This window comes from Metasolibacillus sp. FSL K6-0083 (assembly GCF_038630865.1).
Taxonomy (GTDB): domain Bacteria; phylum Bacillota; class Bacilli; order Bacillales_A; family Planococcaceae; genus Metasolibacillus; species Metasolibacillus fluoroglycofenilyticus.
The window spans coordinates 131,054-149,646 of sequence record NZ_CP152046.1; the positions used below are offsets into that span (position 1 = coordinate 131,054).

Annotated in this window: 16 protein-coding genes; 12 read left to right on the forward strand and 4 right to left on the reverse strand. The window is 38.2% G+C overall.

Annotation, left to right across the window (positions count from 1 at the left end; genetic code table 11):
• Window positions 1–107: 107 nt before the first annotated feature.
• Window positions 108–1,988: a sensor domain-containing diguanylate cyclase gene (locus MHB51_RS00595; protein WP_235616034.1), complete on the forward strand. Its 1,881-nt coding sequence runs from the start codon at window positions 108–110 to the stop codon at window positions 1,986–1,988.
• Between the two features lie 144 nt (window positions 1,989–2,132).
• Here MHB51_RS00595 and MHB51_RS00600 read toward each other — a convergent pair whose 3' ends face one another.
• Both MHB51_RS00600 and hisJ read right to left on the reverse strand, forming a co-directional pair.
• Window positions 2,133–2,612: a GAF domain-containing protein gene (locus tag MHB51_RS00600; protein WP_066162020.1), complete on the reverse strand. Its 480-nt coding sequence runs from the start codon at window positions 2,610–2,612 to the stop codon at window positions 2,133–2,135.
• 20 nt (window positions 2,613–2,632) lie between these two features.
• Window positions 2,633–3,424 (reverse strand): histidinol-phosphatase HisJ, encoded by a 792-nt coding sequence (hisJ, locus tag MHB51_RS00605; protein ID WP_342558772.1) that lies wholly within the window; start codon window positions 3,422–3,424, stop codon window positions 2,633–2,635.
• Between the two features lie 132 nt (window positions 3,425–3,556).
• Here hisJ and ezrA point away from each other — a divergent pair, with 132 nt between their 5' ends.
• The 9 genes from ezrA to MHB51_RS00650 all read left to right on the forward strand — a co-directional run bounded on the left by ezrA (window position 3,557) and on the right by MHB51_RS00650 (window position 14,474).
• The gene (ezrA, locus tag MHB51_RS00610) at window positions 3,557–5,260 is read left to right on the forward strand and encodes a septation ring formation regulator EzrA (protein ID WP_082798893.1); all 1,704 of its coding nucleotides are present in this window, start codon (window positions 3,557–3,559) and stop codon (window positions 5,258–5,260) included.
• A gap of 157 nt (window positions 5,261–5,417) precedes the next feature.
• A complete protein-coding gene (locus MHB51_RS00615; RefSeq protein WP_066162025.1) occupies window positions 5,418–6,575 on the forward strand; it encodes a cysteine desulfurase family protein in 1,158 nt (385 codons plus the stop codon).
• Entirely contained in the window at window positions 6,575–7,783 is a 1,209-nt protein-coding gene (gene thiI, locus MHB51_RS00620; RefSeq protein ID WP_066162028.1) for a tRNA uracil 4-sulfurtransferase ThiI, read from the forward strand. The genes MHB51_RS00615 and thiI overlap by 1 nt, the downstream gene beginning before the upstream one ends.
• A 265-nt stretch (window positions 7,784–8,048) precedes the next feature.
• Window positions 8,049–8,255 (forward strand): alpha/beta-type small acid-soluble spore protein, encoded by a 207-nt coding sequence (locus tag MHB51_RS00625; protein WP_066162031.1) that lies wholly within the window; start codon window positions 8,049–8,051, stop codon window positions 8,253–8,255.
• A gap of 353 nt (window positions 8,256–8,608) precedes the next feature.
• The gene (locus MHB51_RS00630) at window positions 8,609–10,186 is read left to right on the forward strand and encodes an acyl--CoA ligase (RefSeq protein WP_342472188.1); all 1,578 of its coding nucleotides are present in this window, start codon (window positions 8,609–8,611) and stop codon (window positions 10,184–10,186) included.
• Between the two features lie 805 nt (window positions 10,187–10,991).
• Complete coding sequence (gene sppA, locus MHB51_RS00635; protein WP_066162036.1) at window positions 10,992–12,008, forward strand: signal peptide peptidase SppA; 1,017 nt, start codon at window positions 10,992–10,994, stop codon at window positions 12,006–12,008.
• Window positions 12,009–12,020: 12 nt separating this feature from the next.
• Entirely contained in the window at window positions 12,021–12,542 is a 522-nt protein-coding gene (locus tag MHB51_RS00640) for an RDD family protein (protein ID WP_066162039.1), read from the forward strand.
• 383 nt (window positions 12,543–12,925) lie between these two features.
• The gene (gene tpx, locus MHB51_RS00645) at window positions 12,926–13,432 is read left to right on the forward strand and encodes a thiol peroxidase (RefSeq protein WP_066162041.1); all 507 of its coding nucleotides are present in this window, start codon (window positions 12,926–12,928) and stop codon (window positions 13,430–13,432) included.
• 112 nt (window positions 13,433–13,544) lie between these two features.
• Window positions 13,545–14,474 (forward strand): class I SAM-dependent methyltransferase, encoded by a 930-nt coding sequence (locus MHB51_RS00650; RefSeq protein WP_066162042.1) that lies wholly within the window; start codon window positions 13,545–13,547, stop codon window positions 14,472–14,474.
• Between the two features lie 130 nt (window positions 14,475–14,604).
• Here MHB51_RS00650 and MHB51_RS00655 read toward each other — a convergent pair whose 3' ends face one another.
• Window positions 14,605–15,051 (reverse strand): universal stress protein, encoded by a 447-nt coding sequence (locus MHB51_RS00655; RefSeq protein WP_066162045.1) that lies wholly within the window; start codon window positions 15,049–15,051, stop codon window positions 14,605–14,607.
• Window positions 15,052–15,337: 286 nt separating this feature from the next.
• On the opposite strand from MHB51_RS00655, the gene ald reads away from it, so the two are divergent.
• Both ald and MHB51_RS00665 read left to right on the forward strand, forming a co-directional pair.
• Entirely contained in the window at window positions 15,338–16,462 is a 1,125-nt protein-coding gene (ald, locus tag MHB51_RS00660) for an alanine dehydrogenase (RefSeq protein ID WP_066162047.1), read from the forward strand.
• Window positions 16,462–17,229: an ABC transporter ATP-binding protein gene (locus tag MHB51_RS00665; protein WP_342558773.1), complete on the forward strand. Its 768-nt coding sequence runs from the start codon at window positions 16,462–16,464 to the stop codon at window positions 17,227–17,229. The genes ald and MHB51_RS00665 overlap by 1 nt, the downstream gene beginning before the upstream one ends.
• Window positions 17,230–17,455: 226 nt before the next feature.
• On the opposite strand, the gene MHB51_RS00670 is transcribed toward MHB51_RS00665, so the two are convergent.
• On the reverse strand, window positions 17,456–18,544 hold the full coding sequence (locus tag MHB51_RS00670; RefSeq protein ID WP_342558774.1) for a Xaa-Pro peptidase family protein: 1,089 nt from the start codon (window positions 18,542–18,544) through the stop codon (window positions 17,456–17,458).
• Between the last annotated feature and the right edge of the window lie 49 nt (window positions 18,545–18,593).

Sequence of the window (18,593 nt, forward strand, 5' to 3'; positions counted from 1 at the left end):
TGGAAAAAATGTGAATATTTTCGTAGTCAAATAGGCTTAAGGTAATGTATAATTAAAAATATGCGCAATTATAATCCTTTTAACTATAAAGGAGAAAAGGTGATTTCATGATTTTTGACCATCAACAAAAACTTATTGAAATTAAATCTGATTTAATGGACGTTTATATTAATTCTAATAATGAGCTTGATGACTTAAATGAATTTGTCTTTTTTATAAATAGCTTATTAGAGAAGCACTTTTTTATAACGAATTGCATATTCTTCAAATGGGCAAATGATTTGTTTAAACCTATGTACAATGTTGATGTAGATGCAAACTTGTATGATATATCTTCAATATCCCTCGAGTCTTTTTTCAAGCAACAGCCGCTAGTACCAATTCCTCCAATGTTAAAAAAGGAGACAGGTTTAGAAAACATGACACATTTGCTGTTGGTAAAAGTAAAAGACCAAAATCCGATTGGTATATTCGTTTTCCAAGGCTCAATACAATGTCCATTTTTCGATAATTTAGAATTCGTAGAAGAGTTTGTTCCTTTACTTTCGGAAGTTGTACAGATGAAATTTGAAAGTATCAATATCCGACTAAATGAGCTTCAATACCGCAAATTGTATGATATTGCTAATTTATTCCATTCTACGATGGATGTTGATGCAATATTGCAAAATGTACTAGCTATCATTCAAGACAATTTCCCGAATTTAAAAGCAGAATTAATATTGTCGAATAATCAAGATCAAAAAACGAAAGTTAATATAAAACAGTTTGACTATTTATCTGAAAGAGCAACTACAATTGAAGCTTTCTTATCGGGGGAGATGACGTCTGAGCATATCCCCGAATTAGACTGTTATTTATTGAATGCACCGATTAAAGGGCAGCAGGCGATTTATGGGATTTTACAAGTGACTGTGCACAGTGAATATGTCATTACAGCGTCACAAAGAGAGTTTATTCAAGTGCTGGCACAAGCCTCTGGTAATGCGTTGGAAAATGCTAAATTATATCACCAGTCTTCACGTTTAATAAGTGATTTACAGCTAATTAATGAAACGTCACATCGCCTTAATATGCGACTGGATATTGATGAGATGCTGTTATTTTTACAAAAGCAGCTAATAAAATCGTTTAAACCGATGGAGCTATGCTTTGTCTTTAAAGAGGAGGAGCAGTTTAATATTACATCCGCGTGCACAAATTTATTTAAAACAGCACATGGGGATATATATGTACAGCATGTTGAAAAACATTTTTCACACTCACAAGACCCTCTATTTATAGCGGATTTTAGACGCATTATAGAAAATCAGCATATAGAGTTTAAATCGATTATGGCTATTCCAATGATTGTGGAAGAGCGAATTAATGGCTTTAGCATCGTCATGCATAGCGAGCCATACTTTTTTTCGTTCGATAGCTTTAAGCTAATGCAGTCACTTATTCATCATTCATCATTAGCGATTGCAAACTCAAAGTTGCGTCATCAGCTACAGGAAATGGTCGATAAGGACCATTTAACAAGCTTATACGCAAGGAGCTATTTGGATCATTTTGTTGAGAAATCCTTACAGGAGGATAGCTCAGGTATGTTTTTATTAATTGATATTGATAATTTTAAACATATTAATGACACATTTGGTCACCAAGTAGGGGATAATATTTTAAAGCAAATTGGGACACAATTGCAGCTTATCGTAAGGGAGCGGGGTATTTGTGCGCGTTGGGGTGGAGAGGAAATGTCCATCTACATTCCGAATATCTCTGATAAAGAGGCATTAGTAGTAGCGGAAACGGTTGTGAAGAGCATTCCCAATGTTACGGAGCCGAGAGTTACGATTTCTGCTGGTCTCATTACATGGAATAAGGTCGAACGGCCCGAATTCCAATCTTTATTTTTACATGCAGATACAGCGTTGTATAGTGCTAAAAATAATGGGAAAAACCAAGTTTGCATTTTCCATCATTCCATGCAATTACAACATTAAAACGGGAACACCCAAAAAGCGTGTGAAGCACTGCTTATTGGGTGTTTTGTTTGTGTTTATATATTTAAAAAAGGTAACCTACAATCAATTACACCTTGGTGTAATTGCGTCTAGATTTTTTCGAGCTAGCTCGAAAAGCCCTTCTTATAAATGCTTCAATAAAGTTTGGACAAATAATGTTAAGCCACGTTCATCGTCTTCCGAAAAGCGATTTTTTATCGGACTGTCGATATCTAATACACCAATAACCTCGTCTTCTTTTAATAATGGAATGACAATTTCTGAATTTGATGCGGCATCACATGCAATATGCCCAGGGAAAGCATGGACATCTTCTACAACAATTGTTTTTCTTTGTTCAACGGCTGTGCCGCATACACCTCGTCCAACCGCAATGCGCACACATGCAGGCAGCCCTTGGAACGGGCCTAAAACAAGCTCGCCATCCTTCATTAAATAAAAGCCCACCCAGTTTATTTCCTGTAAAAATTGATTTAATAGTGCAGATGCATTACTTAAATTTGCGATGAGGTCGCTTTCACCTGTAAGAAGTGCATCAAGTTGCTTTGCTAGTAGGGCATACTTGCTTTCAAGTGTCCCTTCGTATTTCATTTGAGTAAACATAATCTACCTCCGTAAAATTGTTATGAAAAAAGTAATTCGTAATGCTGATGTAAATCCTTTACAGTGTGTGCATCCGAGCCAAAAGTGTATGGCAATGCAATGGATTTTGCATATTCCATCATTGGCAGTGGGGGATATGGTTCTAAGCACATAGGCTTGCTAAGTCCTGCACTGTTGAAATCCATTTCATAGCCGCAGTTTTTCATATGTAACAATAGTTTTTTTATTAATACTGTATCATCAATTTGTTCAGCGTGCGCATGCTGAAATTTATGAATAAGTGTAGGATGACCAATTCGCTTTGGTTTGTATTTACCTAAATCGCTATCGATTGATTGGTGTACCGTTTCATAATATAATTGATACAATTGTTGGACACTGCCGATTTCATTTGCGCATTGTAAATATACTTCTTTCGAAAAATCGATACAAGTATAATGATTTTGCCATTTCAAAAAATGAACAGAAAGAATGGAATCATCAAGCATTGGACCATATTCATTCAAAAATTGACGTGTTTCATTTTCGAAACCTACAATAAAATCAATTTCAAGCCCAATATTAATATGAATTTGTGAAGAATAGTACTTTTTTATTTCCTGTAAATGTGTAAAATAAGGAACAAGTAATGCGAAATCCATCCCGCTATCCTTATCGGGTGTAGGGTCCTCAAATGAGGGCGGTAATGGTGCATGCTCCGTAAAAGTGATTTCTGTAAAATGGCATGCAATCGCTTTTTCAACATAACGTTCTAGTGCGTCTTTAGAACCGTGCGGACAAAAAGGTGTGTGAATATGACCATCTTTTTTCATAAAAAAGGAAACTCCTTTCATCTTATCGATTTACTTTTGCAAAAACCTTTAAAAACTTAAACAAATCATACAAAACGTGGTATATTATAAATAACATATAGCCATAAGCGATTTTGGAACAGGGGGCTTACAGTGGAGTATATCATCATTGTTGTCGTCCTACTATTAGCATTATTAATTTTTGGTTTAATGATTAGGCGAAAACATAATGCTGAAATAGAACGACTAGAAAAAGAAAAAATGCAAGTGCAGCATTATCCTATATATGAAGAATTAACAAAAGTAAAAGCGCTGAATATGAACGGTCAAACGGAGGAAATGTTTGAAAACTGGCGCAATATGTGGTCAGAAGTAATTGATGTACATGTTGTGAAAATGGATTCGATGTTGTTTGATGCGGAAGAATATGTGGATCGTTTTAAGTTTAAAAAAGCTACCCAAGTTGAGCGTGAAATAGAAGAATATATTGTAAAATGTGAAACAATTAAAGTTAAAATTATTAAAGAGTTAGAGGAATTGATTGGAAGCGAAGAGAAAAATCGTATCGAGGTGGAGCAATTAAAGGAATACCATCGCTCAGCACGCAAAACGATTTTAGCACATCAATACTCATTTGGTCCTGCCTTAGAGCAGCTTGAAAAAAGATTGGAGCAATTTGTACCGAAGTTTGAGGAGTTCGACCAATTGACAACGGAAGGCAACTATTTGCAAGCTCGTGAAATTATTTTAACTTTAAACAGTGAGGCGCAATCCATTTTCTCGTTATTAAGCGATATTCCAACATTGCTAACAGAAATTCAAACGAAAATTCCGACAGCCATTCAGGAATTACGCAACGGTCAGAAAGAAATGGAGGAGCAAAAATATTATTTGCGCCATCTGGAGCTTACAGATTATTTGGATAAGCTTGAGCAGGAGCTTATCACACTTAAGCAAGCTGTAGCTGATTTAAACTTGACTGAAGTGACACCACGCGTCGATGAAATTAACGATGAAATAGATAATTTCTATGATTTGCTAGAAAAAGAAGTAGTGGCGAAGAAATTTGTTGACCGTCACTGTAGCGCGATGAATGAGACGATTACCGATGTAATGAAGGCGACGAAGGAAGTGCATGATGAGGCGGCATATGTGCAGCATAGCTACCGTCTGCCGGATAAAGAAGCAGAAGTACCTAAGCAATGTTTAAAGCAGCTGGAGGTTTTACAAAAACGCTACGAGCTATTAGCTATTCGCGTTGAGGAAGAGAAATCAGCTTATTCTAGTTTGCAGGAGGAACTGCAAGAAATTACGAACGAAATGGAACGTATACAAGAGGAGCAGGAAAAATTCTCGAATATGCTGAAAAATTTACGTATTGATGAAAACAATGCACGTAAAGAGCTTGATACGCTAAAAAAATTATTGCAAAATACAGAGCGAATGCTACATAAGGCAAATATTCCAGGTATTCCAGAGGAAATGGATGCGCGATTAGAGGAAGCGGAGGAGCATATTTTTATCGTTGTTCAAAGCTTGCAGGAAATTCCATTAAATATGGAAGCTGTACATAGTCATTTGTTAAACACGAAAAAATGTATTGAAGATGTACATGAACGCGCGGAAGAAATGATTACGAATGTGATGCTTATTGAAAGAATGATTCAATATGGCAATCGTTACAGAGCGACAAATGCTACAGTACATGCGCGTTTAGCTGAAGCGGAGGAAGCATTCCATCAATTCCGTTATGTGAAGGCGTTGGAGGATGCTGCACATGCTGTGGAATCGATTGAGCCAGGAGCAATAAAGCGCATTGAAGCGCTTGTGCAAGAGGAACTATTAATGAAATCTTAATAAATGAAATGAGGCGTCCGAAAAGTGTGCAAGCACTGCTTTTCGGACGTTTCTTTTTTAGAATAATAAGCTATAAAAACAGAGTGGTAGTCAATTTTAAAACTTTGCGTTATGATAGGTAACGGTAAATTGATGATTTGAAAGTGTGTGACGAATAATGAAAGAGAATACGATATATTTAGACAACAGTGCAACGACGAAGCCGCATCCAGAGGTAATGCAAACATTTCTGCAAGTGAATGAGTTGTATTATGCAAACCCTGCCTCGATTCATGAAGCAGGAGTAGAGGCAAATACTTTGTTAATGCGCGCACGCGAGCAAATTGCTAATATTGTGCAAACAGAGACACAGGATGTAATTTTTACAGCAGGCGGAACAGAATCTAATAATTTTGCCATTTTTGGTAGTGCACAGGCAAATACCCATAAAGGAAAGCATATTGTTACAACTGAAATTGAGCATCCTTCCGTCCTTGAAGCGGTAAAACGTTTAGCGCAGCAGGGCTTTGATATTGATTATTTATCTGTCAATGAAGCGGGTATCATTTCACTTGATGAGCTGCGAAGCAAAGTGAGAAAAGATACAATTTTAGTTAGTATTATGCATGTTAACAATGAAATGGGGGCAATTCAGCCGATTCAAGAGGCCGCTAAAATCATTCATGAACAAAGCCGTGCTATTTTCCATGTCGATGCTGTGCAAAGCTTTGGCAAAATTGCTGTGCAATTTAATGGAGAAAACGGACCAGACTTAATCACGATTTCAGGGCATAAAATTCATGCATTAAAAGGCTCGGGTGCATTAATTTTCCGCAAAAAGCTTGCGATTGCACCTCATATCGTCGGTGGAGGACAGGAATTTGGTTTGCGCAGTGGTACAGTTGCCGTACCGCAAGCAGTAGCGCTTGCTAAAGCTGCCCGTATAGCTATTGAGGGAATGGCTGAAAAAACAGTGCAATATAAAAAATGGTCGAAGGATTTGCATTTATTTTTAGGAAGCTTCGACTCAAATATTCATTTGCTTTCTTCAGAGGCTGGAGCGGCGCATATCATATCGTTTAGCGTGAGAGAGCTCAAAGGCGAAATTTTAATAAATGCGCTACAAAAGCATGATATAATTGTTTCAACTTCAAGCGCCTGCTCCTCTAAACAAACGGCGACAAGCCATGTCGTGGAGGCTTTAAATATTGCGCCGAGCTTTAAAAAGGGTGTATTGCGTTTAAGCTTTGGTGTACACACGACAGAAACGCATATCGAGCAATTTAAAAAAGTGTTTAGTGATATAATGCGCGACTTAAAAGGAGAAAATAAATAATGATTTTTAAAGAAATATTAATTCGTTATGGTGAACTATCGACAAAGGGGCGAAATAAAAATGATTTTATTCGTCGTTTGCGTGAAAATATTCGTTATTCTTTTGCCGATATATTACCGTTAAATATTCGTGCTGAGCGCGACCGCATGTTCATTGAAATTGAAAATGATGAAAAGTATCAAGTGTTAATGAAACGTTTGCCAGAGGTGTTTGGTATTCAATCATTTAGTCCTGTTGCGGCATGTAATAAAAATATGGATGATATGAAGCAGCTTGCTACTGAAATAATGGCACAGTATGGCGATGAGCCTTTAACTTTTAAAGTGGAAGTGCGCCGAACAGATAAAACATTCCCATTTGACACATATATGATTCAGCGCGAGCTTGGTGGAACAGTATTAAGCAAATATCAAAATATTTCTGTCCAAGTAAAAAAACCAGATGTAGAGCTGCGTGTAGAAGTTCGGTATGATGCGATTTATATGATGGGACAAATCATTCCTGGTGCTGCTGGTATGCCAGTTGGCTCGAATGGTAAATCATTATTAATGCTGTCAGGTGGTATTGATAGTCCAGTTGCAGGCTATTTGATGATGAAGCGCGGTGTACGTTTAGAAGCTATTCATTTTTATAGCCCACCATATACAAGTGAGCATTCTTTGCAAAAAGTTAAGGATTTAGCGAATGAACTAACAAAATTTGGCTCGAAGATTCGCCTTCATATTATTCCGTTTACAGAAATTCAAGTACTAATTAAAGAGCGTGTACCAGAAAATATGTCGATGACAACTACTCGCCGTATGATGCTCCGTATTGCTGATAAAGTGCGTGAGGAAGTTGGTGCACTAGCTATCGTAACAGGGGAAAGCTTAGGTCAAGTAGCGTCACAAACATTAGAAAGCTTAACGGCAATTAATGATGTAACAGCTACCCCAATTTTAAGACCTCTTATTGCGGCAGATAAGCTAGATATTATTCATATTGCAGAGCGCATTGGCACATATGAAACATCTGTACTGCCATATGAGGATTGCTGTACAATTTTCACACCTGCAAGACCAAAAACAAAGCCAAAGCTTGAAAAGGTCGCATATTATGAAAGCTTTACTGAATTTGATGAATTAATCGAGCGCGCTGTGCGCAATCGTGAAATGCATCTCTTACCAGAAAAGAAAGCAACAGCTGATAAGTTTGCTGACTTATTATAATTAATAGGTAAGGAGGTGTCAAAAAAGTGGTCTGACTCACCATTTTTAGACACCTTTTTGCTTTTCCATAAAAGTGGATGCATTTAAAAAACTGCAAACAAATAAATAAGCAAAACGCTGTTTTCAGCAGTATGAAAAATACTTTATTCATCCTTCGTCATTATTAATGGTAAAAGCTTGTTGGTAGATGAATATTTTGCCTCTTTTTTTTGTGTATGAAAATCGTATCTCAGCACATTCTAATCTCACAAGGAGGTGAAGTAAGATGACTTCAAACAACCGTAATTCAAACAAGCTTAACGTGCCAGGCGCACAACAAGCATTAGACCAAATGAAGTATGAAATCGCACAAGAATTTGGTGTGCAACTTGGACCAGAAGCTACTTCACGTGCGAACGGTTCAGTAGGGGGCGAGATTACAAAACGTCTTGTTTCTATGGCTGAACAACAATTAAAAGGAACTAACCAGTAATCCTTATGAGCTATTGCGTAAGTAAAACTTGCGCAATAGCTTTTTTAATTTTTATTAAGCTGTAAAGCCGTGCGAATTAAAGATTTTAACGGGCAGTAAGACTACCACTTCAAGATGGAAGAAAAAATATGCTAAAGGATGAGTGGCAAGTGAACTGCCCGTAAAAGTTCGATTGGTTCAACTAACAAATGAAAAAACCCTCACTGATTGAAGTTTCACTTTATTATGTCCTCTTTTTAGAAAATAATTATTAGATTATTTTGAAAAATCAAGCATATATTAATATAATAGATGTAGGTGAGAAATTTCTTGCTCAAGTAGCTAATATGTTATGGGAAAAGGAGTGGGTTTTATTGAAGAGAGAAGATTTAGTGGCACCAAATGTTTATAATATAGTGAATGAAATCGAAAAGCATGCGGTAGGAGATAAAAAAGCGTTAATTGTTCAGCAAGAAAACGGGCAACAAGAAGAAATTACATATGCTGAACTAATCGCTAGAGCTAATCAAGTCGCAAATGTTTTTTATGCAAACGGTTTACAAAAAGGTGATGTCATTCTTGTCATGCTACCACGTTCAGTTGAGGCTTACATAACATATATAGGTGCATTAAAGGCAGGATTAATTATTATACCGAGCTCAGAGTTGTTGCGTGCAAAAGATATTGATTATCGTATAGAACATGCAGAGGCAAAAGCAATTGTGGCAAATGAAAATTATATTGAAGAACTTGCTGAAGTGCAATATTTAGATGGGCTAGCGCTATTTGTAGTAGGTGCTGCGAAAGAGCCTTGGATTCCTTTTATAAAAGAAGTAGATGCAGCTTCAACGGAATTCAAGGCTCCAGAAACGTTAGCTAGTGATACAGCATTTTTAGCTTATACGAGTGGAACAACAGGCAATCCAAAGGGAGCTGTGCACCAACATAGCTGGGGATATGCGCATTTACGTACAACTGGAGGAAGTTGGTTAGGCGTGCGAGAAGGTGATATTGTCTGGGCGACGGCGGCACCGGGCTGGCAAAAATGGATTTGGAGTCCGTTTTTAGCAACGCTCGGTAGCGGGGCGACGGCTTTTGTTTATACAGGAAAATTCGATACAGTAAAATATTTAACATTATTGCAAAATATCGGAGTGAATGTACTATGCTGTACTCCTACAGAATATCGAATGATGGCAAAAGCAGAAAATTTAAGTGACTATAACTTTAATAATTTGCGTAGCGCGGTTTCAGCAGGAGAGCCGTTGAATCGGGAAGTAATTGAAACGTTTAAACGCGAATTTAATGTACAAGTTCGCGATGGCTATGGTCAAACTGAAAATACATTATTAGTTGGCACATTGTTCGGAATGGAATCTCGCCCTGGCTCAATGGGGAAACCAACACCAGGAAATATTGTTGAAATTGTCGATGAATATGGTGAAATAGTCGGTGAAGGAGTTGTAGGTGATATTGCGGTGCATAATTCTACGCCAGCATTGTTTAAAGGCTATTATAAAGATGTCGAGCGTACGCAAATGCAATTCCGAGGAGAATGGTTTATTACGGGGGATCAAGCATATAAAGATGAGGACGGCTATTTTTGGTTCCAAGGGCGCAACGATGATATTATTATTTCATCAGGCTATACAATTGGTCCATTTGAGGTAGAGGATGCCTTAGTGAAGCATCCTGCAGTGCGCGAATGCGCAGTAGTTGCGAGCCCAGACGCAGTGCGTGGAAGCATTGTAAAAGCATTTATCGTGCTACGTGATTCCAAAATGAAAAATAGCCCTACAATTGTGGCAGAGCTACAGGAGCATGTAAAGGCATTGACAGCACCATATAAATATCCGCGTGCGATTGAGTTTTTAGATGAATTACCAAAAACGGCTTCTGGTAAAATTCGCCGTGTAGCATTGCGCAATAACGAACAAAATAAATCCTTATAACAGGCGTGTTGATGATATAAATATTGTCTATTAATTGGCGTGTTTTTAGGGAGAAGTGCTTTTTATTGGTGATTAAAGTGAAGGGGGCGACTCCATAGGGATAAAGTGTAGGGAGGCTAAAACCGCCGCGTCTTGCGGGAACGCCTCCATGACCAACATCCTGTTGGCCTCGAGCTGAAAATCCATTTATTTCAGCAAATGCCGAAATAAATTAGTTGAAGCCGCACCCCGAGGAAAGCGTCCCCCGTAACGGAAATCAGCGAATTACTAGGCATTCTCGGTAAAATAAAGGCTAATCAACACGTCTGTCCTTATAACAATATAGCTATTGAAGGGGGATGAAGGAGCTGTCTAAAAAGTAATTTTGAGGCGGCTCCTTCGTGATGAGGCGGGTGACAATTTATTGTGATTACCAAAGAGTCGATATATTTTAGCAAATAATTAATACAGAAACAGTCCTACACTCCTTTATGTTTTATAGTTAATTTTTTGAAACTTTTAATACGCTAAAACGTATAAAAGAATGTACATAACATCACAGCTATTCATATTTAACTTCTTTCAGTAATGTTTTTGTGCCGAAAGCAAGGCGACAGGCACAAATACAGGAATCTCCCATCTCTATAGATGGCGAGATAAAGATAGTGCAGCTAGCGCTATTAATGCCTACATATTGTAAGCCCGAAAAGCTTATATATCGTAAATCAAAGCTTAATTAATGTGAAAAAAGGGAAATAATGTTGGCGTAATAGAGGAAATGTGTTTATGCTATAAAGTGGTGAATAACATAAAAAGGAGTAAAGAAATGAATACGAAAAGATGGGTAGCTTTAATAGCTGCGGTTGTATTATTGGTGTTTTCAATTGGGCTGAATGCAATTATGGCCTTGTTTAAAACAGATTTTTTAAGTTCGTTTGATGCGATGCTTCCAATGTCAGGGGCAGTTGTCGTTAATGAGAGTGTACTAGAGCCAGGAGATTGGGAGAAGCGAATCGCGCTTTTGTCAGTGAATGGGACGATACAAGATTTAGGAGCTGGAAATGCATGGACACAGGTAGAATATGATCATCAAACGTTTATGCAACAGCTTGATATAATTTTAATGGATGAATCCGTGCAAGCAGTTGTGCTTGCTGTTAATTCTCCGGGTGGCGGTGTAATTGAGTCAGCGGCAATTCATGAGAAGCTACTTGAAATTAAAAAGGAGCGCCAAATTCCAATCTATGTGTCAATGGGCTCAATGGCAGCATCGGGTGGCTATTACATCGCAGCACCGAGCGATAAAATATTTGCTTTAAAAGAGACGATTACAGGCTCGATTGGTGTTATTATGCAAGGAATTAATTATTCAGAGCTTGCAGAAAAGCTAGGTGTTAAGTTTGAGACGATTAAATCAGGGCCACATAAAGATATGTTCGGGGGGTCACGTGAGACTTCAGCAGAAGAGCGTGCAATGCTACAAGAAATGATTGATGAAATGTATGAAGAGTTTGTCGATATTGTAGAGGCAGGACGTGGCATGTCAGAAGCGGATGTAAAAAAAGTAGCTGATGGACGTATTTTAGGTGGTTCACAAGCATTAAAAGCAGGTTTAGTTGATGAAATTGGCACGCTGGAAGATACGATTGCGGCGATTCGCGCGGACTATAATTTAGAGGATGCGGAGTTATTTGAGTATGCAAGAGAAGGTGACAGCTTTGCCGCATTATTCGGTATGAAAGTAGGCTCGATGTTTGGACCTTCAGTAGAAGAACGCTTTTTAACACGCATTTTAACGACACATAATGCACCACGTGCTATGTACTTATACGGTGATTTTTAAGGAGGGATAGGAATGGAATACAAGCAAACAGTTATCCCGCCAACAACGCAATATGCCCCAAAGACAGCAGGTTTTTGGATGCGATTATGGGCATTCATCATCGATGGGCTTATCGTAAGCGCAGCAGTAGCGATTGTTATCAATCCCATTTTTTATTTAATGGATTGGAATTTAATGAAAACACCTTGGTATGCGCCGATGGCAATTATTTCAACAATCGTATATTTTAGCTATTTCGCTATAATGACAAGATTTTGGCAGCAAACAGTCGGTAAAATGATTTTTGGATTGCGTGTTGTGAGAACTGATGGAGAGCGACTGGATTGGTTGACAGTTTTGTTCCGTGAAGTGATTGGACGCTTTATAAGTAACACGATTTTTTACTTACCTTATTTAGCGGTTGCCTTTACACCAAAAAACAAAGGCTTATTAGATTTTATTGCAGATACGATTGTTGTGCATGAAGGTGCTTATGCAGAGGAACAAATACAGTCGGTACCTGTACAACAGCACGAAATTGAATATATGATTTAACTTTTTAGGGTAGAATTCTCTCACCTCAATAAATAGCAAGATGAATGTATTCATAAGGCTTATTTCAATGGATGGAGTGTTAACCGCTCTCAGTCTAAGGATATCGTATCTCACAATAATGACTGAGTGACCAACATCGTGTTGGCTAGACTGGCGGTGGATGTCATAAAGTTTGAAGAAAGCCCTGCACAACGTAGGTCAGTTAATCGTTCGTGCATGTCATGAAGGTTTGAGGTTAACTACTACCAACTAGCTCCAAAAAACCTGAACTAGAATTAGCAGGGACATAATTGGTACGTGTATTATTTTTTTACAAGCTGTACAAGTTGCAAAGCTTGCTAGATATTTAGTAAACTTAAGGCACAACAAAGGAGGCGTTTTTTGTGGCACAAGTAACATTTAAAAATGGTCCAGTAACATTATTAGGTAATGAAGTAAAAGTTGGTGACAAAGCACCTGACTTCACAGTCTTAGCAAATGATTTATCACCCGTAACATTAAAAGATTCTGAGGGTAAAGTTCGATTATTCTCAGTCGTACCTTCACTTGACACAGGTGTATGTGATGCACAGACACGCAAATTTAACGAGGCGGCAGCAGAGCTAGGTGATAATGTTGTCATTTACACTGTATCGATGGATTTACCATTTGCACAAAAACGTTGGTGTGGTGCAGCAGGCATCGAAGCAGTACAAACTGTATCTGACCACCGCGATGCATCATTTGGTGAAGCATACGGCGTACATATTAAAGAATTACGCCTATTAACACGCGCTGTTTTCGTAGTAGATGCAGAGGGCACTGTAGCATATGTTGAATATGTTCCAGAGGCAACAGACCATCCAAACTATGAAGCTGCAATTGAAGCAGTTAAAGCATTAACAAAATAACATTTTAAAAAAAGAGGCGTTCAAAAAGCAGTGCATCGCACGTTTTTTGGACGCCCCTTCTTTCCTTCATAGTGATAAAAGGGCATTAGAGGAAGTGCAGAGAGGATTGCTTATGGAAAAGTTTGAACAAATTTTTATGCATATAAATGGTGAGGCAGAAAAACGTGAGGAGAAGCAGGAGCAAACCTATTTAGAAGCTTTGCTTAGCACGTTGGAGGATACGCTTGATGAGGTCTTTTCTTGGGAGGTAGAAGGTGCTACGAAAGAGGAGATGCGCAAAGCGATTCAGATTGCCATATTAAAAGGTATGCGCAAAGGCTCTCAGCCAAACCATCAGATGACACCTGATACTTTGGGGCTGCTCGTTAGCTATTTCGTTGAGCAATTTTTTGAAAAAGAATTAGCTGAAGGGACTATATCTATACTGGATTTAGCAGTGGGTACAGGAAATTTACTATATACGATGATGAACGCGCAGAATGGGAAAATTCAAGCAACAGGCATTGAAGTAGATGAGCTGCTTATTCGTTTAGCTGCAGCAACAGGTGATTTAATTGAGCAGCAAGTAACGCTCTATCGTCAAGACGCATTGGATAAGCTATTAGTCGATCCAGTAGATGCGGTTGTGTGCGATTTACCTGTCGGCTATTATCCGAATGAGGAAGTAGCGCTGGATTATGAGCTTTGCGCTTCAGAAGGAATGAGCTTTGCCCATTACTTATTTATCGAGCAAGCAATCCGCTATACGAAGGACGGCGGATATTTATTTTTCTTAATTCCAGCTAATCTTTTTGAAGGTGCGGAGGCAAAAAAGCTGCATCAGTATTTAAAGACCCATGCTTGGATTCAAGCGGTCATTCAATTACCTGAAACATTATTTTCTTCAAAGGCACATGAAAAAAGTATATTAATATTGCAAAAACAGCATAAAAAATTGCGAGCTCCTCGCGAGGTGCTATTAGCTAAAGTACCAAATATGTCAAATAAGCAGGCGTTAGCAATGTTTTTTGAAAAAGTGCAAATGTGGAAGGAAAGCAAATAAAATTCAGCTCTTTGCGGCGAGAGGACACTAGCTATTCGCTTTAAAGGTAAAGAAAAATCTTGTAAAATAAAAGAAAAGTCCTAAAGCGGTGTCATAGCACGCTTTTCGGACTTTTCTTTTTGTTTAAAAATCACTCTGGTGTACGAATTACTAGTACATCACAGTTAGCAGAACGAACGATTGCTTCAGATACAGAGCCAATTAGGAAACGTTCTACAGCGTTTAAACCTGTAGCACCACAAATGATTAAGTCTGCAGTTACAAGTTTTGATAATTCTTTTGTAATAATTGATTTTGGTGAGCCGTATTCGATTAAAGTTTTAACATTGTCAACACCCTCATCGATTGCTTGTTGCTTGTAGCCATTTAATAATTCTTCAGAAAACTTTTGAGCGCGTTCTGCAATTGAGCGGTCGTATGCTTCTACCGCTGCAAATGAACGTGTATCAATAACATTTACTAAGTGAAGAGTTGAACCGATATTACGCTTTGCAACATCAAGAGATTTGCGGAATGCATATTCTGCTTCTTTAGAACCATCTACTGCTACTACGATATTTTGGTAATGATTTGCCATAAATAACTCCCCTTTACATGTGTATAACTATATTATAGCAAAATTTTTACTTATGAAAATACTTATAGAGTAAAATAGGTAAACAAAAGAAATTTTTGTGTCTAAAGCAGCCTATTTTATGCAAAATTCAGAAAATAAATAAGAGTATATAAATTTGGAATTATGATGTTGATCATCTTTTTCAAAAATTAAGTTTGTTTTTTAAAAGAAAATTGATAGAATTAATGTGGATTTATGAGTAATTGTTAGCGATTACTTTTCCATATTGAAGAGGAGGAGAAAGTTTATGAAAATTGGGGTACCGAAAGAAATAAAAAATAATGAAAACCGTGTTGCAATGACACCAGCAGGAGTTGTTACACTCGTTCACGCAGGACATGAAGTAATTATTGAAACAGGTGCTGGATTAGGTTCTTCTTTTACAGATGCTGATTACGTAGCAGCTGGGGCTACAATTGTGCCAACAGCCGCGGATGCGTGGAAGGCAGAAATGGTTATGAAAGTAAAGGAGCCAATTGCAAGCGAATATGGCTATTTTCATGAAGGATTAATTTTATTCACATATTTACATTTAGCGCCAGAGCCAGAGTTAACTGCTGCATTGCTTGAAAAGAAAGTAGTCGGTATTGCTTATGAAACAGTACAGTTACCGAACCGTTCTTTACCGTTACTAACACCAATGAGTGAAGTAGCTGGGAAAATGGCAACACAAATTGGGGCACAATTCTTAGAAAAAACAAATGGCGGAAAAGGCATTTTATTAGGTGGGGTTTCAGGCGTACAGCGTGGTAAAGTCACTGTAATTGGTGGTGGTATCGCTGGTACAAATGCTGCGAAAATCGCAGTAGGTATGGGGGCGGATGTAACTGTTATCGATTTAAGCCCAGAGCGTCTACGCCAAATAGAGGATATTTTTGGTCGCGATGTGCAAACATTGATTTCAAATCCATTTAACATTGCCGAATCGGTGAAAAATTCTGATTTAGTAATTGGGGCAGTATTGATTCCAGGTGCAAAAGCGCCAAAACTTGTATCAGAAGAAATGGTTAAATCAATGCAGCCAGGTTCAGTAGTAATTGATATTGCCATTGACCAAGGTGGTATTTTTGCGACAAGTGACCGTGTGACGACACACGATAACCCTACGTATGAGAAGCACGGTATCGTTCACTATGCAGTAGCGAATATGCCTGGTGCTGTGCCACGCACATCAACAGTTGCATTAACGAATAATACAGTTCCATATGCATTACAAATTGCGAACAAAGGCTATGTGCGTGCGTGCAATGAAAATCCTGCTCTTAAATTAGGTATTAATACAATCGACGGCAAAATCGTCTATGAGGCAGTAGCTTTAGACCAAGGTTTATCATACACGCCTGTCGATGAAGTACTAAATTCATTAGCTTAATGATTGCAATTGAAAATCTCCTGTTATATCGTAACGGGAAAACGATTTTGCAGGATATTAGTTGGAAAGTACAGCGCGGAGAGCATTGGGCAATTTTAGGGTTGAATGGCAGTGGAAAAACAACATTGCTAAAAGTAATAAATGGCTATATTTGGTCAAATGAAGGTGTCGTTCAAGTGTTAGGTGAAACATATGGGAAAGCGGATATGCGTGAAGTTCGTAAGTCAATTGGCTGGGTCAGTGCAGCTATGATTGAAGAATTTAATCGTTTAGATCCAGTTATTGAAATTGTTTTATCAGGAAAGTTCGGAGCCATTCGTTTATTTGAATCGGTTTCTGATGAGGAAATCGAGGAAGCTGTTGGTTTACTTGAGCAATTTGGCATCCGTCATTTAGCCAATACAGCATTTGAGTTTTTATCACAGGGAGAGCGTCAACGAGTACAAATTGCGCGCGCTTTAATGGCAAAGCCAAAGTTACTTATTTTGGACGAGCCTTGTTCAGGTCTTGATTTAATTGAACGAGAAAATTTGTTGCAGACGATTGCACAAATTGCCGATAAAGGCGATGTTACGTTGCTCTATGTGACACATCATGTTGAAGAAATCCTTCCTTGCTTTAGCCATACGCTATTAATGCGAGATGGTCGGATTTTTGCACAAGGCTTGCGTGAACAACATTTAACGGCTGCATGCTTGAGTGAATTTTTCAGGCAAAAGATTGCTGTGCAAATGGAAAAACAACGAGCTTGGGTTGCTATAAAATAAAGTGAAACTTTAATCAATGGGGGTTTTTCTCATCCTCCATTGATTGTTAGTTGAACCAATCGAGCTTTTACGCTCCCACTTATCCTTTAGCGTATTTTCACTTAAGCCTTGAAATGGGAGGCTTACTGCCCGTTAATGCGGGATAAAAAAGCTATAAAATTGTAGTAAATGTAAAGTGCGTGTCCTAAATCAGTTTCGGACACGCACTTTTTAAATGGTATTTTACTTATAAAATGACAAGCTCTTTAGTGAACTTTGTTAGCACTTCAACGCCATCTGCTGTCACGACTACATCATCTTCAATACGCACACCTGTTACATCCGATTTGTAAATACCCGGTTCAATTGTGAAAACCATCCCTTGTTGTAAGGCAAATGTGTTCGTACCTGTTACGGAAGGGTACTCATGCACAGAAATCCCTAAGCCATGTCCTAGGCGGTGTGTGAAATACTCACCATAGCCAGCCTCTGTAATAACATCACGTGAAATTTTATCTAAATCACATGCACGCACACCAGGCTTTACGGCTGCAATTGCTCGTTCATTCGCCTCGCGTACCGCATTGTAAATTTCTTTTTGTGCCTCGTTTACTTCACCAAAAGCAACTGTACGTGTAATATCAGAGCAATAGCCTTCATAAACAACGCCTAAGTCAAATAAAATCATATCACCGCGCTTAATTTTGCGGTCACCCGGTGTACCGTGTGGAGAAGCAGATTTTTCACCAGCTAATACCATTGTATCAAAGCTCATAGAGTAGCCTTTTGCTTTAATAGCTGATTCAATCGCATTTAAAATTTCCATTTCTGTTTTACCTTCCGCAATTTCTTTGCAGCCTACTTCAATTGCATAATCAGCCAGTTTCGCTGCTTCGCGCATTTTTATAAGCTCATCTTCGTCTTTAATAACACGCATAGCATTAATTTGGTCATCGAGACGCTCAAATGATGCGGCTGGGTAAAGGCTTGTTAGCGCTTCTAAACGCTCTACTGTTAAATGAGATTTTTCAATTGCTAATTTTGTAATTGCGATGTTGTTCTCGGCAATTTTTTTCGCCAAAACATCCCATGCATTTTCCGTGTCTAAATGGCCGATAACATCATAAGCCCAACCAGCTGCTTTTGCATCAGGTACTTCCATTTGCGGGCAAATTAAAAACGGCGCTGCCTCCTTGAAAACGACTACACCTAGTAAGCGCTCATGTGGATTGCTTTTGAAATTTGAAAAATAAAATACGTTGTCAGGTGTTGTGATAAAGGCAGCATCAATATTATTTTGCTGTAAATAATTTTGTAAATGTTTAATTTTACTCATCCATAGGACCTCCGTATAGTTAAATGTATTGACCGTACTTTCACCTTTT